At 41.9% G+C, this 21,284-nt stretch carries 20 protein-coding genes; 4 read left to right on the forward strand and 16 right to left on the reverse strand.

The genetic code is table 11. The features are described 5' to 3' along the window. Positions 1 to 154: 154 nt before the first annotated feature. Both AN391_RS18840 and AN391_RS18845 read right to left on the reverse strand, forming a co-directional pair. Positions 155 to 1,102, reverse strand: a complete 948-nt coding sequence (locus AN391_RS18840; protein WP_055016809.1) for an ion transporter — start codon at positions 1,100 to 1,102, stop codon at positions 155 to 157. Beyond that, positions 1,099 to 3,771: a bifunctional acetate--CoA ligase family protein/GNAT family N-acetyltransferase gene (locus AN391_RS18845; protein WP_055016810.1), complete on the reverse strand. Its 2,673-nt coding sequence runs from the start codon at positions 3,769 to 3,771 to the stop codon at positions 1,099 to 1,101. Before AN391_RS18845 ends, AN391_RS18840 begins: the two co-directional genes overlap by 4 nt. 114 nt (positions 3,772 to 3,885) lie before the next feature. On the opposite strand from AN391_RS18845, the gene AN391_RS18850 reads away from it, so the two are divergent. Continuing rightward, on the forward strand, positions 3,886 to 4,602 hold the full coding sequence (locus AN391_RS18850; protein WP_055016811.1) for an SIMPL domain-containing protein: 717 nt from the start codon (positions 3,886 to 3,888) through the stop codon (positions 4,600 to 4,602). On the opposite strand, the gene AN391_RS18855 is transcribed toward AN391_RS18850, so the two are convergent. The 8 genes from AN391_RS18855 to AN391_RS18890 form a co-directional block, all read right to left on the reverse strand. Further along, a complete protein-coding gene (locus AN391_RS18855; RefSeq protein ID WP_055016812.1) occupies positions 4,599 to 5,267 on the reverse strand; it encodes a hypothetical protein in 669 nt (222 codons plus the stop codon). The two genes, AN391_RS18850 and AN391_RS18855, sit on opposite strands and share 4 nt — an antisense overlap. An 83-nt stretch (positions 5,268 to 5,350) precedes the next feature. Further along, positions 5,351 to 7,183 carry a DUF885 family protein gene (locus AN391_RS18860; RefSeq protein ID WP_055016813.1) on the reverse strand — a complete coding sequence of 611 codons (1,833 nt, stop codon included), beginning with the start codon at positions 7,181 to 7,183 and terminating at the stop codon, positions 5,351 to 5,353. Between the two features lie 87 nt (positions 7,184 to 7,270). Then, entirely contained in the window at positions 7,271 to 8,407 is a 1,137-nt protein-coding gene (hemW, locus tag AN391_RS18865) for a radical SAM family heme chaperone HemW (RefSeq protein WP_055016814.1), read from the reverse strand. Continuing rightward, positions 8,404 to 9,003, reverse strand: coding sequence for an XTP/dITP diphosphatase (locus AN391_RS18870; RefSeq protein WP_055016815.1), 600 nt, complete (start codon positions 9,001 to 9,003; stop codon positions 8,404 to 8,406). The genes hemW and AN391_RS18870 overlap by 4 nt, the downstream gene beginning before the upstream one ends. Positions 9,004 to 9,007: 4 nt before the next feature. Continuing rightward, positions 9,008 to 9,451, reverse strand: a complete 444-nt coding sequence (locus AN391_RS18875) for a DUF4426 domain-containing protein (protein ID WP_055016816.1) — start codon at positions 9,449 to 9,451, stop codon at positions 9,008 to 9,010. A 56-nt stretch (positions 9,452 to 9,507) separates the two neighbouring features. Continuing rightward, positions 9,508 to 10,041: a YggT family protein gene (locus tag AN391_RS18880; RefSeq protein WP_055016817.1), complete on the reverse strand. Its 534-nt coding sequence runs from the start codon at positions 10,039 to 10,041 to the stop codon at positions 9,508 to 9,510. A 26-nt stretch (positions 10,042 to 10,067) separates the two neighbouring features. Continuing rightward, the gene (proC, locus tag AN391_RS18885) at positions 10,068 to 10,889 is read right to left on the reverse strand and encodes a pyrroline-5-carboxylate reductase (RefSeq protein ID WP_055016818.1); all 822 of its coding nucleotides are present in this window, start codon (positions 10,887 to 10,889) and stop codon (positions 10,068 to 10,070) included. A 17-nt stretch (positions 10,890 to 10,906) separates the two neighbouring features. Continuing rightward, complete coding sequence (locus tag AN391_RS18890) at positions 10,907 to 11,620, reverse strand: YggS family pyridoxal phosphate-dependent enzyme (RefSeq protein ID WP_055016819.1); 714 nt, start codon at positions 11,618 to 11,620, stop codon at positions 10,907 to 10,909. A 2-nt stretch (positions 11,621 to 11,622) separates the two neighbouring features. On the opposite strand from AN391_RS18890, the gene AN391_RS18895 reads away from it, so the two are divergent. Next, positions 11,623 to 12,663: a type IV pilus twitching motility protein PilT gene (locus AN391_RS18895; RefSeq protein WP_004586840.1), complete on the forward strand. Its 1,041-nt coding sequence runs from the start codon at positions 11,623 to 11,625 to the stop codon at positions 12,661 to 12,663. A 9-nt stretch (positions 12,664 to 12,672) separates the two neighbouring features. Then, on the forward strand, positions 12,673 to 13,806 hold the full coding sequence (locus AN391_RS18900) for a PilT/PilU family type 4a pilus ATPase (RefSeq protein WP_055016820.1): 1,134 nt from the start codon (positions 12,673 to 12,675) through the stop codon (positions 13,804 to 13,806). 59 nt (positions 13,807 to 13,865) lie between these two features. Here the strand turns inward: AN391_RS18900 and ruvX are convergent, their stop codons facing one another. The 6 genes from ruvX to AN391_RS18930 all read right to left on the reverse strand — a co-directional run bounded on the left by ruvX (position 13,866) and on the right by AN391_RS18930 (position 18,283). Then, positions 13,866 to 14,315, reverse strand: a complete 450-nt coding sequence (ruvX, locus tag AN391_RS18905; protein ID WP_055016821.1) for a Holliday junction resolvase RuvX — start codon at positions 14,313 to 14,315, stop codon at positions 13,866 to 13,868. Positions 14,316 to 14,324: 9 nt separating this feature from the next. Then, the gene (locus tag AN391_RS18910) at positions 14,325 to 14,882 is read right to left on the reverse strand and encodes a YqgE/AlgH family protein (protein WP_055016822.1); all 558 of its coding nucleotides are present in this window, start codon (positions 14,880 to 14,882) and stop codon (positions 14,325 to 14,327) included. A gap of 122 nt (positions 14,883 to 15,004) precedes the next feature. Beyond that, complete coding sequence (gshB, locus tag AN391_RS18915) at positions 15,005 to 15,955, reverse strand: glutathione synthase (protein WP_055016823.1); 951 nt, start codon at positions 15,953 to 15,955, stop codon at positions 15,005 to 15,007. A gap of 75 nt (positions 15,956 to 16,030) precedes the next feature. Further along, a complete protein-coding gene (gene rsmE / locus AN391_RS18920) occupies positions 16,031 to 16,765 on the reverse strand; it encodes a 16S rRNA (uracil(1498)-N(3))-methyltransferase (RefSeq protein WP_055016824.1) in 735 nt (244 codons plus the stop codon). A 72-nt stretch (positions 16,766 to 16,837) separates the two neighbouring features. After that, complete coding sequence (locus tag AN391_RS18925; RefSeq protein ID WP_055016825.1) at positions 16,838 to 17,308, reverse strand: hypothetical protein; 471 nt, start codon at positions 17,306 to 17,308, stop codon at positions 16,838 to 16,840. Positions 17,309 to 17,389: 81 nt separating this feature from the next. Beyond that, a complete protein-coding gene (locus tag AN391_RS18930) occupies positions 17,390 to 18,283 on the reverse strand; it encodes a hypothetical protein (RefSeq protein WP_055016826.1) in 894 nt (297 codons plus the stop codon). 78 nt (positions 18,284 to 18,361) lie between these two features. On the opposite strand from AN391_RS18930, the gene glnE reads away from it, so the two are divergent. Next, complete coding sequence (gene glnE / locus AN391_RS18935) at positions 18,362 to 21,202, forward strand: bifunctional [glutamate--ammonia ligase]-adenylyl-L-tyrosine phosphorylase/[glutamate--ammonia-ligase] adenylyltransferase (protein ID WP_055016827.1); 2,841 nt, start codon at positions 18,362 to 18,364, stop codon at positions 21,200 to 21,202. The last annotated feature ends 82 nt before the right edge of the window (positions 21,203 to 21,284 follow it).

A 21,284-nucleotide genomic window follows, 5' to 3' on the forward strand; every position in this document is an offset into this window, starting at 1 on the left:
GTTTTTACTTATTCTTACATGGATGTAAGTCATTAGAATAACGCAGGAGCAGTTATCGAGCCCACTAGGTTACAAACCTCGCGCCGCGACTTAATCGCCCCTAGGTTGAACAAATTTCAATCCGCAAAGGTAACCCCCCCTAGTAAAAATAAGCTTATTGGCGTTTACCACAGTGACGGCAAAATAAATGGCTGTTACGCTGATTAAGCTGAGTTTTAATTGCTTTATTGGCCTCAAGTTTACTCAATCCCAGTTTATAGCGAAGTTCCTCTAAGTGCATGCGCTGTGAGTCATCTAGGCTGCCGTCATGGATTTGTTCATGTACGGCGTCTTCAAAAAACTGACGACGTTTACGTATTTGCTCTGAAAAACTTGAAGCAAGCAAACCCGTGGGGATTGCCACCATTCCCATGCTCACCAAGGTGATCACCCCACCAAATAGCTTACCTACAGGAGTAATGGGCACAACATCACCATAACCTACCGTGGTAAGCGTGGCCATAGCCCACCACATAGCCGCAGGGATAGAGCCAAATTTATCGGGTTGTATGTCGTGCTCTAATAAATAAATGCCACACGAGGCGAGTATAAGCACCACCGACATTATAAAAAATGCGGCCAGTAATGAACTTGCTTCGTCTTTAAATGCTTGTAATAGCAACTGCATTGCACGAGAGTAGCGAGTAAGTTTAAACACTCTTAGCAGCCTTAATACCCGTAAAAAACGTAAATCGAGAGGAAACATGAACATTAATAGACTCGGTAAAATGGCTATTAAATCAATAAGAGCTAAAGGTGATAAAAAATAATGCAGCCGACGTTTTACGTTTGAACCTTTTATAGCTGCGTATTTGCTTTTATCGACACAGGCCCAAAGTCTTGCGAGGTATTCAAGGCTAAAAATAGCCACTGAAATTACTTCTAATAGTAAAAATTGCGGGTAATAAAGCTTATTTATACTTGGTACTGACTCAAGCACAATGGCAACAACGTTAAGCATAATTAAAGCAATTAGTGCAGTATCAAGTATATGCCCTGCTGTTCGGTAATCACCGGTTCCTTCAAATACCTGCGCTAAAGTTTTCCGTGCTGTGTTTTTCATTTTTTTAGCTTTAACAGCATATTAATACTGCCTTCTTCAAAATCACGACTGATAGTAAAGCCTAACTTACGGGCTAGTTCTATCATGCCGGTGTTCTCTGGTAGTGTTATGCCTTCAATGACTTCTACGCCTTGGCGCTTACAGTGATTTATTGCAGCACTCATCAGCAACCTACCAAGACCTAAACCTTGGTAGTCAGAGCGAACCACTGTGGCAAACTCCGCATGTAAATTATCAGGGTCCATAATAACCCGCGCTACACCGAGGGTGCGGCTTTTACCTTCAAAGCGTTGGCAAACAATAAAGGCCATTTCTCGGTCGTAATCTATTTGTGTCATTTTTGCGAGTTGATCGTGATTAAACTGGGGGAGTTCGCCAAAAAAGCGTTTGTAGCGATCTTCTTTATTAAGGGATTGATCAAACTCTTGGTGGGCTTTTTCATCTTCTGGACGAATAGGCCTTAATGTAGCACGTGTGTTATTTTTAAGGGTTACTTCTTCTACAAGGTCAATAGGGTAAGGGCGTATACATAAACGTTTACGATCGCTACGTGTCTGATAACGGTTAACAGTAATGGTGGCATCAAGCACTAAAAATTGGCCGTTACTGGCTAAAATAGGGTTTAGCTCCATGGCACTTATGTCAGGTTGATCGACAACAAGTTGAGATATACGTGTGAGCAGGGCGCACAGGCGGTATTTATCGACTTTTTCTGGCAGGATACGATCTTTTAATACGCCTTTATCGTTTGCTGCCGCAATGAGGTATTTAGCTAAGTTCATATTAAGTGGCGGCAAAGCAACGGCTGCTTGGGCATACTCTAATCCATTACCTGCTTCACCAAGTAATAAAACGGGGCCAAAATTAGGCTCGGTTTTAATGGCGATTCGCAGTTCATTAGCGCCGGCGCGCGGCGCCATTTTTTGCAATGAAAACCCTTCAATAACAGCATCTGGATAGGTGTTTTTAATGCGTATCAGCATGGCAAAGGCGGTTTGTTCAACCTCGTTTGCATCGTTTAAGTTAAGAACCACGCCCCCTACTTCTGATTTTGAGGCAATACTTGGGCTAATCAACTTTAATGCTACGGGAAAGCCTAATTCAATTGCTTGCTCACGCGCTTCTGTGGGCGTGTAGGCCACTTCTGTTTTAATACACTCAACACCATAATGACTAAGGATTTGGCTTGCTTGATGCGTGGGCAAGTAGCTTTGATCTTCTTCTAAAAATTCATTAATGAGTGAAGTGGCCGCAGTTTTATTTATTTTGGCATCGTCAGTGTTTGATTCCGGAGTTTGCGTTAAATGCTTTTGGTTACGACGATAGCTGACCAAGTGCATAAATGCGCCAACGGCACCCTCGGGCGTGCGATAGGTTGGAATAGTATGGTTAGAGCAAACACGCCTAGCGGCATAAGCTGCATCTTCCCCCATAAAGTTGGTCATGACATAAGGGCGCGCCATCTTTGGTATTTTTTGTAAGGTTTGCACTATCATATCGGCGTAGTCTTCACTGGCTGCAAGAGCTGAGGGAGTATGAATAATAAGTAAGTTTTTAACTTCTTCGGCGCGTAGTAAAATCTCTAATGCTTGCCTGTAACGGGCTGGTGCAGAGTCGCCAAAAATATCAACAGGGTTAGATGTAGTATCCGACTGGGGGATCACTTTATTTAGTGCCGCTCGGGTTTGCTCGCTTAGCTGGGCAAGCTTACCGGAATTTAAAATCAGCTCATCAACCGCCATGACACCCGGTCCGCCGCCGTTAGTTAAAATGGTTAACTGCTCAACTTTTAACAGTTTTGGGTGAATGGCGAGTGTTTGCGTGGCCGCAAAAAGTTCGCGCAGGTCACTCACCCGAAGCATACCAGCACGTTGAAAAAGCGCATCGTACACCGCATCTGAACTTTGTTTGCCACCGGTATGGATTTCGGCGGCCAGTGCGCCTGCGCCAGTTTTACCCGTTTTAATGGCTATGACGGGTTTGCTAAATGCAGCCGCGCGTGCTGCTGAGATAAACCCGCGGATATCCTCTATATTATCTATGTAGAGCAGAATCGCTTTGGTTTTTGCATCACGGCCTAAAAAGTCGAGTAGCTCGTCAAAATCAATATCTAGGCAATCACCCACAGATACAAAATACGAAAAGCCAATTTCTTTATTTTTAGCCCAATCTAAAATAGTGGAGCACACCGCTGCAGATTGCGATATAAATGCCAGTTTTCCCGGTGCTGCTACGGTGTGTGAAAAGCTGGCATTGAGACCAATATGCGGGATAAGTAGCCCTAAACAGTTTGGTCCAAGCAAGGTAACGTTATGGTGATTAGCTGCATGTTTCAAGGCCGTTTTTTGGCACAATGAAAGTCCATCGGCAATCACAATCGCACTTTTACAGCCAAGCTGGCCTAACTGCTCAATAATGCTTAGTAAGGTATTTTTATTAGTACAAATAACGGCTAAGTCGGGCACCTTGGGCAGCGCTGCAATATCAGGATAAGCAAGCACTCCATGTACTGCACTATGGGTTGGGGTGACGGGCATAATTGGCCCTTTAAATCCGCCTTGTAATAAATTGCGCATAACCACAAACCCCGCGCGAGTAGAGGTATTCGAGGCGCCAATAACAGCTACCGAGGCCGGATTAAAAAATTGGCTAATACGCTTTAGGCTCATGCTATATCCTTGGCTGATAATGTTTTGCGTTATTTATACTCACAATGTACCCTGTTTGCTGTGTTATTTCGAGCGCGTAAATGCTTATTATTGATATCAATCAAGGAGATTTTTGTGAATAAAACACCCCATTTTTACACTGTTATTGCTGCTATTTGTTTAAGTATAGGCTTAGTTTTATTTGGCTTTATTATTAAAAGTGCTGCCGTTGATGTAAAAAGTATGGACCGAAGTGTGCAGGTAAAAGGGTTAGCTGAGCGTGAGGTTAATGCCGATACGGTTATTTGGCCCTTGCAATACACCGATGCAGACAATAACCTAGAAAAATTGGTTAGTCGAGTTGAGCAAAAAAATAGTGCCGTGATTGCTTTTTTAAAGTTACATGGCTTTGATGATGACGAAATAAGTACCGGCAGCCAGTCAATTATTGATAAACAGGCCCGTGAATATGGTAACGATAATCAAAAATTTCGTTATTTAGCCCGCGCTAACATTATTGTTTATTCTAACGCGCCCGACAAAGTCCAAAATGCATTAGGCAAAGTAAGCCAACTGGCGAAGCAAGGTATCGCAATAGTACAGGATAGTTACGAAACCAGGGTCGAATATTTATTTACCGGCCTTAACGATATCAAGCCTGCAATGGTGCAAGAGGCTACAGAAAAAGCCCGAGAAGTCGCTAACAAATTTGCTAAGGATTCGAACTCAACACTTGGCAAAATAAAATCCGCGCGCCAAGGGCAATTTAGTATTAGTAATCGCGACTCTAATACCCCTCACATTAAAAAGGTGAGGGTGGTCACCAGTGTAGAGTATTATTTAAGTGACTAAATCGCTCTCACTAGGTGGGCAATGTGTGCTGTTGAACGTTGCAGATAAGCTGCACTAAGTAAAATACCGGTTTCGTTAATGTTTGCGCCTTTTAAAACATTTACTAATTGTTGTTTAGCGGTTGGGGTTTGTTTTTGTTCTATTTCCATAAGCGCTAATAAGGCTGAAAACTCATGCTTTACTGGCGTGCTAGGTTTATCAGCATAAGCAATATAACAGGCAACAGGAGTAAGGCCGTTAGCATTAGTTTGTGCTAAGGCTTTTGCTAGTCCATCGTTAGATTCGAATAACATTAATGAGCGTACGTAGTTAAAAGGCAGCTTGTGAGCATGGGCGTGTTTAAATACACTGTGCAGCACATTATTTCCCCGGCTGTCTTGTGCTAAAAAGCCGTTATTTTCTTTTAATGCCGGTGTAAAAAACGTTAATGCATCAGTCGTTGTTAATTGGTTTATAAAAGGTGTTGGTAAGGTGTTGGTTGTTAAAATACGTGTTGCCACATTTTGCATAAAATCGTATTTGATACTCATTCGCAAGGCACTTTCGTAAAGGTGGTTTAGCTGCAATGTTTGTTGCGCAGGGGTTAACTGTTTAAAGTCGTTATCAAGCTCGTCTAGCTGATGCTTGGCAATGCGCGCATTAAGTAACTGTATGCTTAAGTCCATTCTTAACTCTACCTTTGAGCGTTTTTATTACTATAAAACAAAAAAGGCCGCATCAGCGACCTTTTTCTATTTATAACCAAGTATTAAGCTTTTTTACTTGCTACCCACTCGTTTACAAAGTTCTCTAGTACGTTAAGTGGTACAGGGCCATTTTTAAGTATAACGTCGTGGAACTGACGAATATCGAACTTATCGCCTAGTTGCTTTTTAGCATCTTCACGCAGCTCTAAAATCTTAAGCATACCCACTTTGTAAGCCGTTGCTTGCGATGGCATTACAATGTGACGCTCAACCATTTTAACACCGTCAGATGTGGCGTTAGGCGTATTATTTACGTAGTAATCAATACCTTCTTGGCGAGTCCATTTCATTGCATGAATACCGGTATCAACTACTAAGCGACACGCACGCCATAATTCCATCGAAAGGCGACCAAAGTCTGAGTAAGGGTCTGAGTATAGGCCCATTTCTTTAGGAATGTACTCTGAGTATAAACCCCAACCTTCAATGTATGCTGTGTAGCCACCAAACTTACGGAACTTAGGTACACCTTCAAGCTCTTGTGAAATAGCAATTTGCATATGGTGACCCGGAATACCCTCATGGTACGCTAATGCTTCCATTTGGTACGTTGGCATTGCTTCCATGTCGTAAAGGTTTGCGTAGTAAATACCAGGGCGTGAGCCATCTGGCGCAGGTTGTTGGTAAAATGCTTTACCCGCTGCTTTTTCGCGGAATGCTTCAACGGCTTTAACTTTAAGGTCAGCCTTTGGCTTAACAATAAATAACTCATCTAGGCGAGTTTTCATGGTGTTGATTAGACCCGTGGCTTCATCTAGATAACGCTGCTTACCTTCCTCGTCATTGGCGTAATAAAATTGTTTATCCGTTTTCATAAACTGCATAAACGCTTTTAAATCACCTTTAAAGCCTACTTTGTCTTTAATTTCACGCATTTCATCATGAATGCGTTTTACTTCAGCAAGGCCAATAGCATGAATTTCTTTAGCGGTTAAGTCAGTTGTGGTGGTGCGCTTAAGTGCGTTATTGTAAAACGTTTCACCGTCAGGCAGTTTCCATGCGCCATCGCGGTTATCAGCGCGTTTTTCTAGCTGTGCTAAGTAATTAATTAACTTAGAGTAAGAAGGCTTTACGGCTGATTTTAATGCATCAGTTGCATCGCTGATTAAGGCATCTTTTTCATCTTGGCTAATTTCAAGGGCGCTTACTTTACGTTTAAAGTCGGCTAATAGTGTTGAGTCTTCGCCTTTATCAAACGGCGCACCATGAATGATGTTTTTGCTCGAATCTATCACATGTGGGAACACAAATTTAGGCGCGATAATACCTTTATCAGCACGGGTTTCTAAATCAGTAATAAGCTGATCAAATACTGCAGGTACGCCGTTTAAACGTGCAATGTAATCTTTAGCTTCTTTAACGTTACTAATTGAGTGCTGGTTAATTAAAAACGCAGGCACCATAGAGTGCGTACCAAACATTTGGTTAACTGGGTAGTTATGGTAACGCCATTTAAAATCAGCAATCGAGCTTTCTAGGTCTTGTTTTTTTAAGTCGTAACTTACTTTAGTGGCATCATCGAGTAGGTCGCGATTAATGGCTTTTAGCTCAACTAAATCGGCTTTTGCTTGTGCTAAGTCTTTTAGTTTGCGCTCTTCGCTGCCGTCATCCCATTTATCGTAGTCTTTTTTAATACCCATGTAAGTTTGGTAAACCGGGCTGCTCATTACATCGCGGTTAAAGGTATCTTCAAAAAACGCATTCGCTTTGTCTATTTCGCTTTGCACAGGTTGTACTTGCACTGCAGGCGCTGGCATTGTTTGTTGTGGTGCCTGCTGGCAGCCGGCTAAAATAGCAACGCTCACGGCAGCTGCAATAAAGGTAAGTTTACGCATTGTTTTCCCTTTGTTGTTAGAAACCCATTAGGGTGTATTATATTTATTTGCTTGTATTTTATGTTTATCGCGCGTGGTCAAAAACCACTACACAAACAATTCTAGCAGGTCATTTAAAAAACGATGGCCTTTAAGGCTTACTTGCCAGTGGCCGTTTTCTTGTATTAACAAGCCTGCATTTATTGCTTTAGTTAAAGCCGCTTGCTGGCTTTGTAGCGGCTGACTAGTCAGCGCACTGAAATCTTCAACTGGGCAAGGCTCTACTAAGCGAAAACGATTCATAAAAAATTCAAAGGCTAAATCGTCTTGTTCTACTTGCCAATTTTTGTACATATATGGTTTTAACATATCCATATAACCACGTGGGTGTTTAACCTTTTCGGTGCGTGTGATTACACCGGTTTTTGCATCGGTCACCTTACCATGAGCGCCACAGCCAATACCGAGATAATCGCCAAAACGCCAATAATTCAAGTTATGTTGGCATTGAAAGCCAGGCTTTGCATAACCGGATATTTCGTATTGAATATAACCTGCTTGGGCAAGGAGTGCTTGGCCTTGCTCTTGAATATCCCATAAGGTTTCATCTTGTGGCAAAGTTGGCGGCTTGGATGCAAATTGAGTATTTGGCTCAATAGTAAGCTGATACCAAGATATATGTGGCGGATTTAAAGCAATAATCTTTTTTAAATCGCTTAGTGCATCGTCAAGGCTTTGCCCTGGTAGGCCATGCATTAAATCAAGATTAAAGCTATTTAATCCGGCTTGCTTAGCTTGCTCTGCAGCGTAGTGCGCTTCGTCGGCACCATGAATACGGCCAAGTGCTTTTAACTTGTCGTTTTGCATGCTTTGCACGCCAATAGAAATCCGGTTAATGCCCGCTTTAACGTACTCTTTAAAGCGATTCGTTTCTACTGTACCTGGGTTCGCCTCAAGGGTTATTTCGCAGTTGTCGCTTAGGCCAATTAGGCCATCAACTTCGCTTAATAACCGGGTATAAGCATCACCCGTTAATAAGCTTGGTGTACCGCCGCCAATAAAAATACTATGAATCTTACGCCCTTGCACCAAGTGCAAATCGGCTTTTAAGTCGTCAATTAAATGCTGAACATATTCAGCTTCAGGAATATCGCCTTTTTGCCCATGGCTATTAAAATCGCAATAGGGGCATTTTTGCACGCACCAAGGTACGTGTACATATAAGCTCAATGGTGGAAGGTTCACAGGCCGCCTTTGTTTTTAAGCTCTAATAGTAACTTTTTAAGTGCTTGGCCGCGGTGGCTCACTGCATTTTTTTGCGCTTTGGTGAGCTCGGCGCTGGTACAGTTTTGCTCAGCAACAAAAAATACCGGATCGTAACCAAACCCGCCTTCGCCATTTTGGGTTTGTGTAATTTCGCCCTCCCAACTTGCGCTGCAAATAAGTGGGGTAGGGTCATCGGCGTGGCGCATTAATACTAATACACACCAAAAACGCGCTTTACGATTAGGGTTGCTACCTAAATCATTAAGCAGTTTGTCTATGTTATCTTGATCGCTGGCGTTTTCACCGGCAAAACGCGCTGAGTACACCCCAGGTGCGCCATTTAAGCCATCTACCTCTAAGCCCGAGTCATCCGCAATGGCTGGCATACCGGTAATTTTAGCTGCATGGCGGGCTTTAATTATCGCGTTCTCTACAAAGGTGGTGCCGGTTTCGGCCACTTCGCCTACATTAAAATCGCTTTGTGGAACGACGTTTATGTTAAGCGGGCTGAGCATGTTTGCCAGCTCATTTACTTTACCTGGGTTGCCTGTGGCAAGCACTAATGTTTTGGTCATGATGTTAATCTACATAAAATTTTTGCTGAAATTGTAATTTTTGAAATTGATTATTTTGTTGTATTTCAATTTCAAAACGTAAAATTTCTTCGTTGGTGTAATTTACTTGGGCAAGGTAATAAATTGAGTCACCTTCTTGTACTTCTTTAAAAGTGAGGGTTTGTTTATTACCAAGTAGGTTTTTTGCTGTGCCGCTTAGCTTTACAGTTTGCGCGGTTTTATCGCTGTTATTTTTTAGTACTGAAATATTAACAATCCCTTTATAACCACTACGTTCAAGGCCATAGGTTTTTGCTATTTGTGGCTGAATAAAAGTAGATGGGAAAGCAATGTAATGCACTTGCCAAGGCCCTAGCTCTTTGTATTGTGCACCTTGCATCTCTTCACTGTGGGCATTAAAAGCAAAGGCTAAAAAACTAATAAAGCAAAACTTAATTAAACGGTTCATTGTGGTGTCCTATATAAAAAAGAGGCCAAAGGGCCTCTTTTGCTTATAACAAAAATTTAGGCTAACAAGTCCATCAGCAGCATTTGTAAAAACTGAATACCAATAATTAGTACAAGCACTGATAAGTCTAAGCCACCCATTGGTGGAATAATTTTACGAAGTGGCTTGAGCATTGGCTCAGTAAGCTGATGGAAAACCGCTTCTATAGGGTTATAACCTTGACTTACCCAGCTTAAAATAGCGCGTATGATCAATACCCAAAATACTAAGTTTAAGCCTTCTTTTAATACGGTAATAAGCGCTTGTATAAACACAGGTTGTGCAGCCCATGCGCCATATATAACCAGCATTAAAGTACTAATTTTGGCTACAGCCACTATAAATGCCAGCAATAGAGAGGCTAAATCGAGCCCGCCTAGGCCAGGTATTATTTTACGCAATGGGTTGACCGCAAACGAGGTTGCTTTAACCACAAATTGGCTCATTGGGTTGTAAAAGTCGGCTTTTGCCCACTGTAGCCAAAAACGCAGTAGCACCACCATTAAAAACAAATCAAACAGGGTACTGATCAAAAATTGCATGGCATTCATAGTGTAACCTTCAATAAAAAGTAGTTTTAAAGTTCTTTTTCCATTTGCATCGCACGCGCTATACACGCATCCATTGCATCGCTCACTGTTTGCACTAGGCCTTCGCCTTTTAAATGCTCAACAGCTGCATGGGTAGTGCCGCCTTTAGAGGTTACATTAGCGCGTAATTGCGAAATGCTTATCTCTGGTTGGCTCAATGCCATTTCGGCTGCGCCAAGCGCTGTCTGCTGCACCAAGCGGCGTGCATCTTCATCGGTAAAACCAAGTGCTTTCGCTTTTTCTTCAATTGCTTCCATAAATAAGAAAAAGTAAGCGGGCGATGAGCCTGTTACGGCTATTATATCGTTGATTTGTGACTCTTGCTCAACCCACACAACAATACCTGTGCACTCAAATACCTGTTGTACAAAGTCGTGCTCTTCAGCTGTTTCATCTGCGCCAAATAAACCCGATACACCACGCCCAAGTAACGATGGGGTGTTTGGCATACAACGTACCATTTTAACGTTTTGGCCTAGCATTTCTCGCAGGCGCTTAACGGTTAAACCCGCCGCTACCGAAATAAACAGTTTATCACTAAAGTCGATACCCGAATCTTGAAACGATTTACATAAATCGCCCATCATTTGTGGTTTAACAGACAATACAATGACATCAGCATCGCGTAAGGCTTCGTTATTGTCGCTGGTGGTTTTCACCTTGAAATCGTCTGCTACCTTGGCAAGCTTTTCTTGGTTGCGGTTTGTCGCAATGATGTTGTTTGCATTAAAACCGTTTTTTACCATGCCACCAATAATGGCGTAGCTCATGTTACCTGTGCCTATAAATGCGATTGTTTTATCTGACATATGTCTGTTATCACCTTTTAAGTTCGCGTTCCAAAAATATCTGTGCCGATCCTCACCATGGTTGAGCCTGCGCTTATGGCGGCTTCAACATCATTACTCATCCCCATCGACAACGTATCTATATGAGGATATTGGGCCTTTAGTTTATCAAAGCAAGCGTGTAATTGCTCAAAAGATTGACTTTGTTCACTCGGATCGTCGCTTTTAGCTGGAATAGCCATTAAACCGCGTAAAGTAAGCTGTTCACATTGGTCAATAAACTCAGCCAGCTCGGGTATTTGCTCAATGCTACAGCCCGACTTTGCCTCCTCTGCGCTTATATTTACCTGAATAAGCACGTTTAAAGGGGCTTTATCAGCGGGGCGTTGAGTGTTTAATCGCTTAGCTATTTTTATTCTATCTACGCTTTGTACCCAGTCAAAATTAGCGGCAACAAGGGCGCTTTTATTTGATTGAATTGGGCCAATGAAATGCCAAATGATGTCGCTAAATGTGTGTAGTTGAGCTATTTTATCTACAGCCTCTTGAACATAAGACTCGCCAAATTGGCGTTGGCCCTGCTTGTAAGCAGCAATAATATCGTCGCATGGTTTTGTTTTTGATACTGCTAGTAGGGTAATTTCATTACTACTACGTTTAGCATTTTTGGCCGCGCTGGCAATTCTAGCGTAGGCGGATGTGAGTCGTTCTGCTATTGTAACCATATATTTATCAGTTAGTTGTGGAGTCATAAATGGATATTACCGAATTATTAGCGTTTAGTGTGCAACACAAAGCATCTGATTTACACTTATCGTCAGGTGTTTCACCTATGATACGCGTAGATGGTGATGTTCGCCGCATTAATATACCTGCACTTGCAGACAAAGACGTAAACAGTCTTGTTTACGACATTATGAACGATAATCAGCGCAAGGACTACGAACAAAACCTAGAAGTGGATTTTTCGTTTGAAGTGCCTAACCTTGCGCGTTTTCGTGTTAACGCATTTAACTCAAACCGCGGCCCTGCAGCGGTGTTTCGTACCATCCCTAGCGATGTACTGACGCTTGAGGATTTAGGTGCGCCAGATATTTTTAAAACAATATCAGATAACCCGCGTGGTTTAGTATTGGTTACCGGCCCAACGGGTTCAGGTAAATCAACAACCCTTGCGGCTATGGTCGATTATATAAATCAAACAAAACATCACCATATCCTCACCATTGAAGATCCTATCGAATTTGTACACGATAATAAACTTAGCCTTATAAACCAACGTGAAGTGCACCGTGATACGCACAGCTTTTCTAATGCATTGCGCAGCGCGCTGCGTGAAGACCCCGATGTAATACTTGTCGGTGAGCTACGTGACTTAGAAACCATTCGCCTTGCGATGACCGCCGCTGAAACCGGTCACTTAGTGTTTGGCACGCTACACACCACCTCGGCACCAAAAACCATTGACCGTATTATTGATGTATTCCCAGGTGAAGAAAAAGACATGGTGCGCTCAATGCTTTCTGAGTCGCTGCGCGCCGTTATTTCGCAAACACTGCTTAAAAAAATTGGCGGTGGACGAGTGGCCGCGCACGAAATTATGATTGGTGTGCCGGCGATTCGTAACTTAATACGTGAAGATAAAATTGCACAAATGTATTCGTCTATTCAAACGGGTGCATCACACGGTATGCAAACCATGGATCAATGTTTAAATAATTTAGTTAATCACGGTATTGTGACTACTGCAGCCGCGAAAGAAAAAGCCCAAGACAAAACACAGTTTGGTGGCTAAGGACTTACTATGAATTTATCTTTAAATCACTTTTTACAAATTATGATCGAGAAAAAAGGCTCTGATCTTTTTGTATCTAGTCAGTTACCTGTTAGCGCAAAAATTAATGGTGAGCTTATCGCTCTTAGTGACGATAAGTTGAGTGATGAGCAATCGCTCGCGCTAGTAGAGTCAGCAATGAGTGATAAACAAAAAAATGAGTTTCACTCAACTAAAGAGTGTAATTTTGCGATAGCCACAGACGAAGGGCGTTTTCGTATATCGGCTTTTTGGCAGCGTGATAGAGCGGGCATGGTTATTCGCCGTATTGTAACGCAAATACCAGATGTAAGTGATTTAGGGCTGCCCTCTACACTTACCGATGTAATTATGTCAAAGCGTGGGTTAGTGTTGTTTGTGGGTGGTACTGGTACGGGTAAATCAACCTCACTGGCTGCCTTAATCGGTTACAGAAACCGCAACCAGCGTGGTCATATACTCACCATTGAAGATCCGATTGAGTTTGTACACGAGCACCGTAAAAGTATTATTACTCAGCGCGAAGTAGGGCTTGATACCGACAGCTTTGAATCGGCACTTAAAAGCTCACTACGTCAAGCTCCAGATGTAATATTAATTGGTGAAATACGCTCGCAAGAAACCATGGAATACGCACTGAGCTTTGCTGAAACCGGCCACTTATGTGTAGCCACATTGCATGCTAATAACGCAAACCAAGCCATTGACCGTATTATGCACTTAGTCCCCAAAGAAAAGCACGATAAGCTTAAGTACGATTTAGCGCTTAACTTACGCGCTATTGTAGCTCAGCAGCTTATTCCAACCTCTGATGGGGAAGGGCGTGTTGCCGCGATAGAAATTTTACTAAATTCCCCCATGGTGGCAGAGCTAATAAAAAGTGGCGATATTGGCGGTATTAAAGAGGCCATGTCTAAATCTAAAGAAATGGGCATGCAAACCTTTGACCAAGCTTTATTTGAGCTATACAAACAGCAACGTATTAACTACGCCGATGCGCTGCATCATGCTGACTCGCCAAATGATTTACGCTTAATGATTAAACTGCGCAACAACGAGCAACAAGGTGCAGGGTTTTTACAAGGTGTCACCATTGATGGACTCGATGATAAAAACAGCAATTAACACTGCATTCTATCCTTAAAAAAAGCGCCGGTAGGCGCTTTTTTTAGGGATAAAATGACTTATTCACCATAACTGGCTTCAAAAAAACTCTCTAAAATAATCACGGCCGACATATTATCGACATTTCCTTTTCCTAAATTTTTATAGCCACCGTGCTCAAATAAACGCGCTTTTGCATCGGCAGTTGTGAGTCGCTCGTCTTGTGTTTGCACCGGTATGCCGTAATGGTTGTGCAAGCGGTTAGCAAACTTTTTAGCTTTAAAGGTTACCTCTTGCGAAGTGCCATCCATATTAAGCGGTAACCCAACCACCATTAAGTCGGGTTGCCATTCTTTAACTTGAACTGCAATATGCTCCCAGTTAGGAATACCATCTTGGGCTTTTACAGCTTTGAGGCTAGAGGCGCTGCCAGTGAGTTCTTGCCCTATAGCAATACCAATACTTTTTGTGCCAAAGTCGAAACCCATTACGGTACGTTGGCCTTGAGGTTTAAGGTTTTTTTTCGTCATTATGGTTCTTTAAGCGTGTCCAGCTTCACTGCAAAGCTGGCTGACATCAAAGCCCAGCATTGAAACTGCTTTTTCCCAGCGTTTTTCAACCGGCGTATCAAAAATGATCTTCGGATCGGCTTTAATGATCAACCAACTGTTATCTAAAAGCTCTTGCTCAAGTTGTCCTTGCTCCCATCCCGAATAACCAAGCGTAATAATAAATTGCTCAGGTGCGTGGGCGGTGGTCAGGTTGGCAAGTACATCTTTTGATGTGGTGATCATTATATCACTGCTGAGCTTTTGGCTTGCAGAATAACCAGGCTGAGGTGAATGAAGTACAAAACCCCGGTCGGTTTTAACCGGACCACCTGCAAACACAGAGACTTGCGCAGCTTGTTGAGTTTTGTCGTTGTCTATTTCTATTTTATCTAAAAGCTCACCAACGGTTACATCAATAGGCTGGTTGATCACCAATCCCATAGCCCCATCTTCATTGTGCTCACAAATATAGGTAACGGCACGTTTAAAAAAAGGGTCTTGCATCGACGGCATAGCGATTAAAAAATGATTTTCTAATGATTGCATAGATTTCACCCTTTTAGTTTATGAATACTTATTGAACTTTGAGTATGGCATAGATATATGTAGCGTATAAAAAGTCCATTAATTGTATGAAATACTTAAATTAATGGACTTTTAAATGGTATTTATTTAGCTAGCTTACGCTCAATGGCGTCAAACAAAATACCGGTAATAGATATATCGTAAGCGGCTTCAATTTCACGTACACAGGTTGGTGCAGTTACGTTAATTTCGGTGAGCTTGTCGCCAATAATATCTAAGCCTACAAACACTAGCCCTTTTTCTTTAAGTGTAGGGGCAACTGCTTGCGCTATTTTAAGATCTGACTCGCTAAGTGGGCGGGCTTCACCACGACCACCTGCCGCCAAATTACCGCGGGTTTCACCATTTTGTGGAATACGCGCTAAACAATACGGAATTACTTCACCATCAACAACCAATACGCGTTTGTCGCCTTGTTTGATCTCTGGAAGGTAATTTTGCACCATAGCAAAGCGGCTACCGTGCTCAGTGAGCGTTTCACAAATAACACCAATGTTTGCATCATCTTCTTTGATACGAAAAATAGACGCGCCGCCCATGCCATCAAGTGGTTTTAAAATAATGTCTTTATGCTCAGCTAAAAATGCGCGTATTTGCGCTTGGCTACGTGTTACTAATGTATCGGGCGTATGCTCGCTAAACCACGCTGTAAATAGCTTTTCGTTAGCATCGCGCAGGCTTTGTGGCTTATTAATAATTAACGTACCTTCTTGCTCTGCACGTTCTAATATATACGTTGCGTAAATGTACTCTGTATCGAACGGGGGATCTTTACGCATTAAGATAACGTCAAGGTCGGCAAGTGCTATTGTGGTTTTCTCTTCAAGTTCGTACCACTTTTGCGTGTTATTAAATACCTGCGCTTTTGCTGCGGTTGCATACGACTTACCTTGGCGAAGTGATAAATCATCCATCTCCATGTAATAAATTTCATAGCCACGTTCTTGCGCTTGCATCATCATTGCAAAACCGGTGTCTTTTTTGATGTTAAATCCACTAATAGGATCAGAAATAATACCTAACTTTATCGCCATGCGCTGTGCCTTAATCTAATTATAATTACTACTAGAGTGTTAATAGTTTTAATATGAGGGTGCCATTGAGCTATTTCAATTAGCTAAATCGCCAAATTGTAACTGTAATGCACTTAAGACCGTTAAAGCGGCTGTTTCTGTTCGTAAAACACGTGGCCCTAAACGAATATCAACAAATTCTTGCTGTTTAGTTTGCGCCATTTCTTCGTCAGTGAAGCCCCCTTCAGGGCCTACTAAAAAGCGTACACCGGCGCTTGGAACGGTTATTGTTTTAATACTGTGCTCGGCTCGCGGATGCAAGGTGAGCTTAATTTCGTCTGTATGTTGCTCAAGCCATTGCTTTAAATCAACCGGTGGATGAACAACTGGCACATAGTTACGTCCCGATTGTTCAGCGGCTGAAATTGCAATTTTTTGCCATTGTTGGTGTTTTTTTTCTAACCGGTCGCCACTGAGTTTAACGCCACAGCGCTGACTAAAAATAGGGGTGATTTCGTTAATACCTAACTCAACAGATTTCTGAATGGTAAAGTCCATTTTGTCGCCGCGTGATACGCATTGGCCTAAATGAATGTTAAGCTCAGATTCGACATTATGCTCATCAAAACGTAGTGGCATAACAACAACTGACTTTTTAGTGACCTCTATAATTTCACTGAAGTATTCACCGCCTTCACCATTAAAAATAGACACATGTTCGCCTACTTTCATGCGCAATACGCGGCCAATATGGCCCGCTGCATCGTCGTTTAAAGAAACCGGGGTGTTTAAGGCAATACTCGATGCCTGATAAATATGAGGTACTCGCATGGGAATCACTTATCGTATAGCGTAATTGTGTATATCGCTATGGTAAGTAAGCAGGGCGTTGTACGCAATTATTTATTTGAGTGTCTTGGCTAGTGCGACTAAATCTTTGGGTGTTTCAGCAATATCTGTGTCGCACGATAAGTGATTTTTAAAGCCTTCGTCAGTAATACGATCGAATGTATAGCCGCTATCATCAGCACTGACTACATAGCGTTTTTCATGTAGAGAATTATAAATAAAACGTTGTTTTTCGTCGGCTAGCAGGTAGTCGGTGTTATTAAATAACACCCCCTGTATATCGTGATGCTCATGCAGGTAAGTGGCCAACTCAGATACGCTAATTTCGTTTTCTAAATCGCAATAACAGTAATCTTTAATAAGCTCGTCAAACATCATTTTAACCAGCTTACGGGTGTTACTGCCTGCAACTATTAAGGTGCTGGGTGTATTGGGTGTGGCGTGCTTAAAATAATATTCAGCAAATGTGCGACTAAATTCGTTGTCTATATCAATTAACAAATAGTTAGTTACTTCAAATGACATAGGGCCCCGTTGCTTTATGCAAATGTGTTGTGCCAGTTAACTAAATACGGGGCGCTTGGCGACTTATTTAATAGCGTGGCGTTAAAGTGAAAACATGCTAATAAGTAAATAGCCTATAGCACAAAAAACAGCAAACTCAATGCATGCTATGCCTATATTGTCTTGATGGTCTACCTCTAAAGCAGTATCAATATTGGGCAATGAAATTGCTTTTATTACAAAACTTAAACAATATAATAACACCCACATTACACCGCAATGCATTACCAGTGTAAATATATTTTCGACCATTTTTCCATTTTGAAAGGCAGCACTTGATAGCCCTGCGTAAACAGCGAGTGCTAAACCTATTGATTTTCCTGCATATCTAATGCCTATAGAGGTGTTTTCTAAATTAAAGTTGCTTTGCAGCGAGGCACCTTGGTTTGCTTTAGCAAAGCGGTATTCACGTATCTTACTATCTAGTGCAAACATCCCTTGTAACGTAAAAAAGCTTACAAAAGCAATGAGTAAGTTGCTAAACCCTTGTGCATGGGTCCATGTATAAAGTCCCAGTGCAATAATGCAGTTGGCTAGTAACATGCCAGAATCCACCATTGCGGCACATACATTTTGCTTTAGTATGGCTTCTTCTTCATTAAATCTGTGCAAAATCCATTTTCTGTGAATTAAATGACCAGCTTTAATAAATGTAAATAACAGAACAATTAAAACAATCACTTTTAAGGGATTATGTTGTGCTGCGCTCATACTAATTTCATCAAATAAAAATGCCATGGTGGCAATAACCACGGTAATCTCTGAAGCGAAGCTAATACCCATGGCAAAGTTATCATGCTGCGCTAGCTCATCTTTAAGTGCTTGTTTTGCTTTTACTTGAGCAACAATTCTCAGGCTAAAAATCGTAATGCATATAACCGCAAAACTAATAGCAATCGCAATTAAACTGGTGTTAGATAATGATAAATATGACATGCTGATCCTAAGTAGAGATAACCTTTCTTGGTTTTAGTTATTCTAGTATGGTTAGTAAATATATAAAAGAGAGGATTGATGAGTAATAAAATGCAACTTCCTATTCAATTACAGAAACTTGGCTCAGCCCGCTTTGCACAGCTCTATCCGCAGCAACCTATACAAGAAGAAGTTGTAAAATTATGTGCTCTGAGCGACTTTGCTTTTCGTAGTTTAGAGTCGCAACCTCAATTAAAAGACTGGTTAATAAACCCAGACGAGCAATTTAGCCGAGACGTTCCCGCGCCATTCGACGGCCTTGATCTGCTACAGATAGATGAAAACCAGTGTAATAAAATTTTGCGCCAGTACCGAGAAAAATACTGGCTAAAAGTTGCCTACCTCGATTTATGCTGCGATAACCCAATTAGTGACAGTATTAAATACATAAGCCTATTGGCTGATATGTTGATTAGTAGCGCCAATAGGTGGGCGCATGCACAAACTGCAAAAACAGCAGGTGAGCCTCTCGATGAGCAAGGTAACCCTTTGCCCTTAATGGTTTTAGGCATGGGTAAATTGGGCGGTCACGAACTTAATTACTCATCGGATATAGATTTAATTTTTGCCTATCCGCGCAATGTACCTACTCAAGGTGGGCGTAAACCTGTTGAAGCGCAAGTGTTCTACACAAAGGTAGCGCAAAAACTGATTAATGCACTTAACCAAGTCACTGGTGATGGCCAAGTATTTAGGGTTGATATGCGCTTGCGTCCATTTGGCGAAAGTGGGCCTTTAGTGATGAGCTTTCACGCTATAGAAGATTACTACCAAGAGCAAGGCCGCGATTGGGAACGCTACGCCATGTTAAAAGGGCGCTTAATAGGCACACCTAATCAGTATTGGGATGAATTTATCCAGCTTTTAAAGCCCTTTGTTTATCGCCGTTATATAGATTTTTCGGTGATTGAATCGCTGAGAAAAATGAAGCTAATGATAGCTCAAGAGGTGCGACGTAAACGCCTGACTAATAATATAAAGTTAGGAGCAGGTGGTATTCGTGAGGTTGAATTTATTGTCCAGGCTTTGCAAATGGTGCGCGGTGGGCGAGAGGCAAACTTACAAACTCAATCGCTACTGTATGCCCTAGAGCAGTTAATTCTAAACCAAGCGATGGATGAACAAGAAGCAAATGAGTTAAAGCATAACTACTTGCACTTACGTAAGGTTGAGCAATATTTACAAATGTTTGACGATCAACAAACACAAACCCTGCCAGATGATGAGCTCAATCAAGCGCGGCTAAATTATTTGCTCGAATCTGAAAGCTTTAATCATACTATGTCGCACATTGAGCAGGTTATGACTAAAATTCACGATGAATTTTTACTGGTGATAGGGGAGGAAACGGTCCCTCTTGATACCTGCGAAGGTGCGTTTATAAGTGCGTGGGATCATGGTGATGTGAGCTTTTTAAACGATATAAAAGAGCAATGGCAAGTGCCTCTTCATGACTTTAAACAACGTTTAAGTAAGGTAAATATAGGTAATCGTGGGCGTGATATTCTCGATAAGCTCATGCCCTTATTACTCAAACAGCTGAGCGATTTTAATGCCAGCGGTGAAACATTTACCATGGTATGCCGAATTTTAAATAAAATTGTATCGCGTACAGCTTACCTTGAATTACTGTACGAAAACCAAGGCGCGCTTAAACAGTTAGTATTATTGTGCTGCCACAGTAAGTGGATAGGGGAGCATATTTCTCGTTATCCTATTTTGCTTGATGAGCTAATAGACCCTGCTGCGCTTTACAAACCTACGCCGTTGAGCGCCTATAAAGATGAAATACGCCAATACTTTTTACGTATAGAGCACGACGACCTAGAGCTGCAAATGGAAGCGCTTAGGCAGTTTAAGCAAACACATCAATTACGTATTGCGGCTGCAGATGCAACCGGTGTGATTGATGTTATGAAAGTAAGCGATCACTTAACTGCACTTGCAGAAGCAGTGGTAGACCAAGCAGTTAATATAGCGTGGTATAACACGGTTAAGCGTTTTGGTATGCCGCCAAATACAGATGACGAGCATAAAGGGTTTGCGGTTATTGCGTACGGTAAAACAGGCGGTTTTGAGGTCGGCTACGACTCTGATTTAGATCTTGTATTTGTTCATAATCACGACGGTAATAGCAGTACCAATGGCGATAAATCGATTACTTCACGCCAGTTTTATTTAAAACTTGCGCAGCGCTTAATGCATTTATTTAATACCCGCACTGCCTCGGGGATATTGTATGAACTTGATACGCGTTTGCGCCCTGAAGGTGCTTCTGGTTTATTGGCTATTAACTTAGAAAGCTTTAATCATTATCAGCAAACCCAAGCGTGGACGTGGGAGCATCAAGCGCTTGTGCGCGCCCGCATAATATTAGGTCAAGATGAGCTAAGAGCGCGTTTTGCTCAAATTCGTAAAGAGATATTATGTGCCCCGCGCGATGTAGATATACTTAAGCAAGATGTGCTTAAAATGCGCGAAAAAATGCGGAACCACTTAGCGAAGGGAAACGCAGAGCAATTTGATTTAAAACAAGATGTAGGCGCCATGACCGACATTGAATTTATAACTCAATATTTAGTGCTTAAAAACGCCCCTCAGTTTAGCCAGTTAACGGAATTTTCTGATAACGTGAGAATACTTACAGACGCTGCTGCGATTGGGTGTATCACTAAAGCGCAAAAGCAGCAGTTGATTCAAGCGTATATTGATTATCGCTCGCGTTACCACGTATTAAGCCTAAACCAGCAAGGTCGCTTGGTGTCACGTAAAGATTACCAAAGGGATATTGAAAGCGTATCGGCATGCTGGAATACAATATTTGAACTAGGGCGTGTTGATCTTTGCGGATTGAAATTTGTTCAATCTAGGGACGATTAAATCGCGGCGCGAGGTTTGTAACCTAGTGGGCTCGATAACTGCTCCTGCGTTATTCTAATGACTTACATCCATGTAAGAATAA

This window comes from Pseudoalteromonas sp. P1-13-1a (assembly GCF_001401875.1).
In the GTDB taxonomy this organism is placed as follows: domain Bacteria; phylum Pseudomonadota; class Gammaproteobacteria; order Enterobacterales; family Alteromonadaceae; genus Pseudoalteromonas.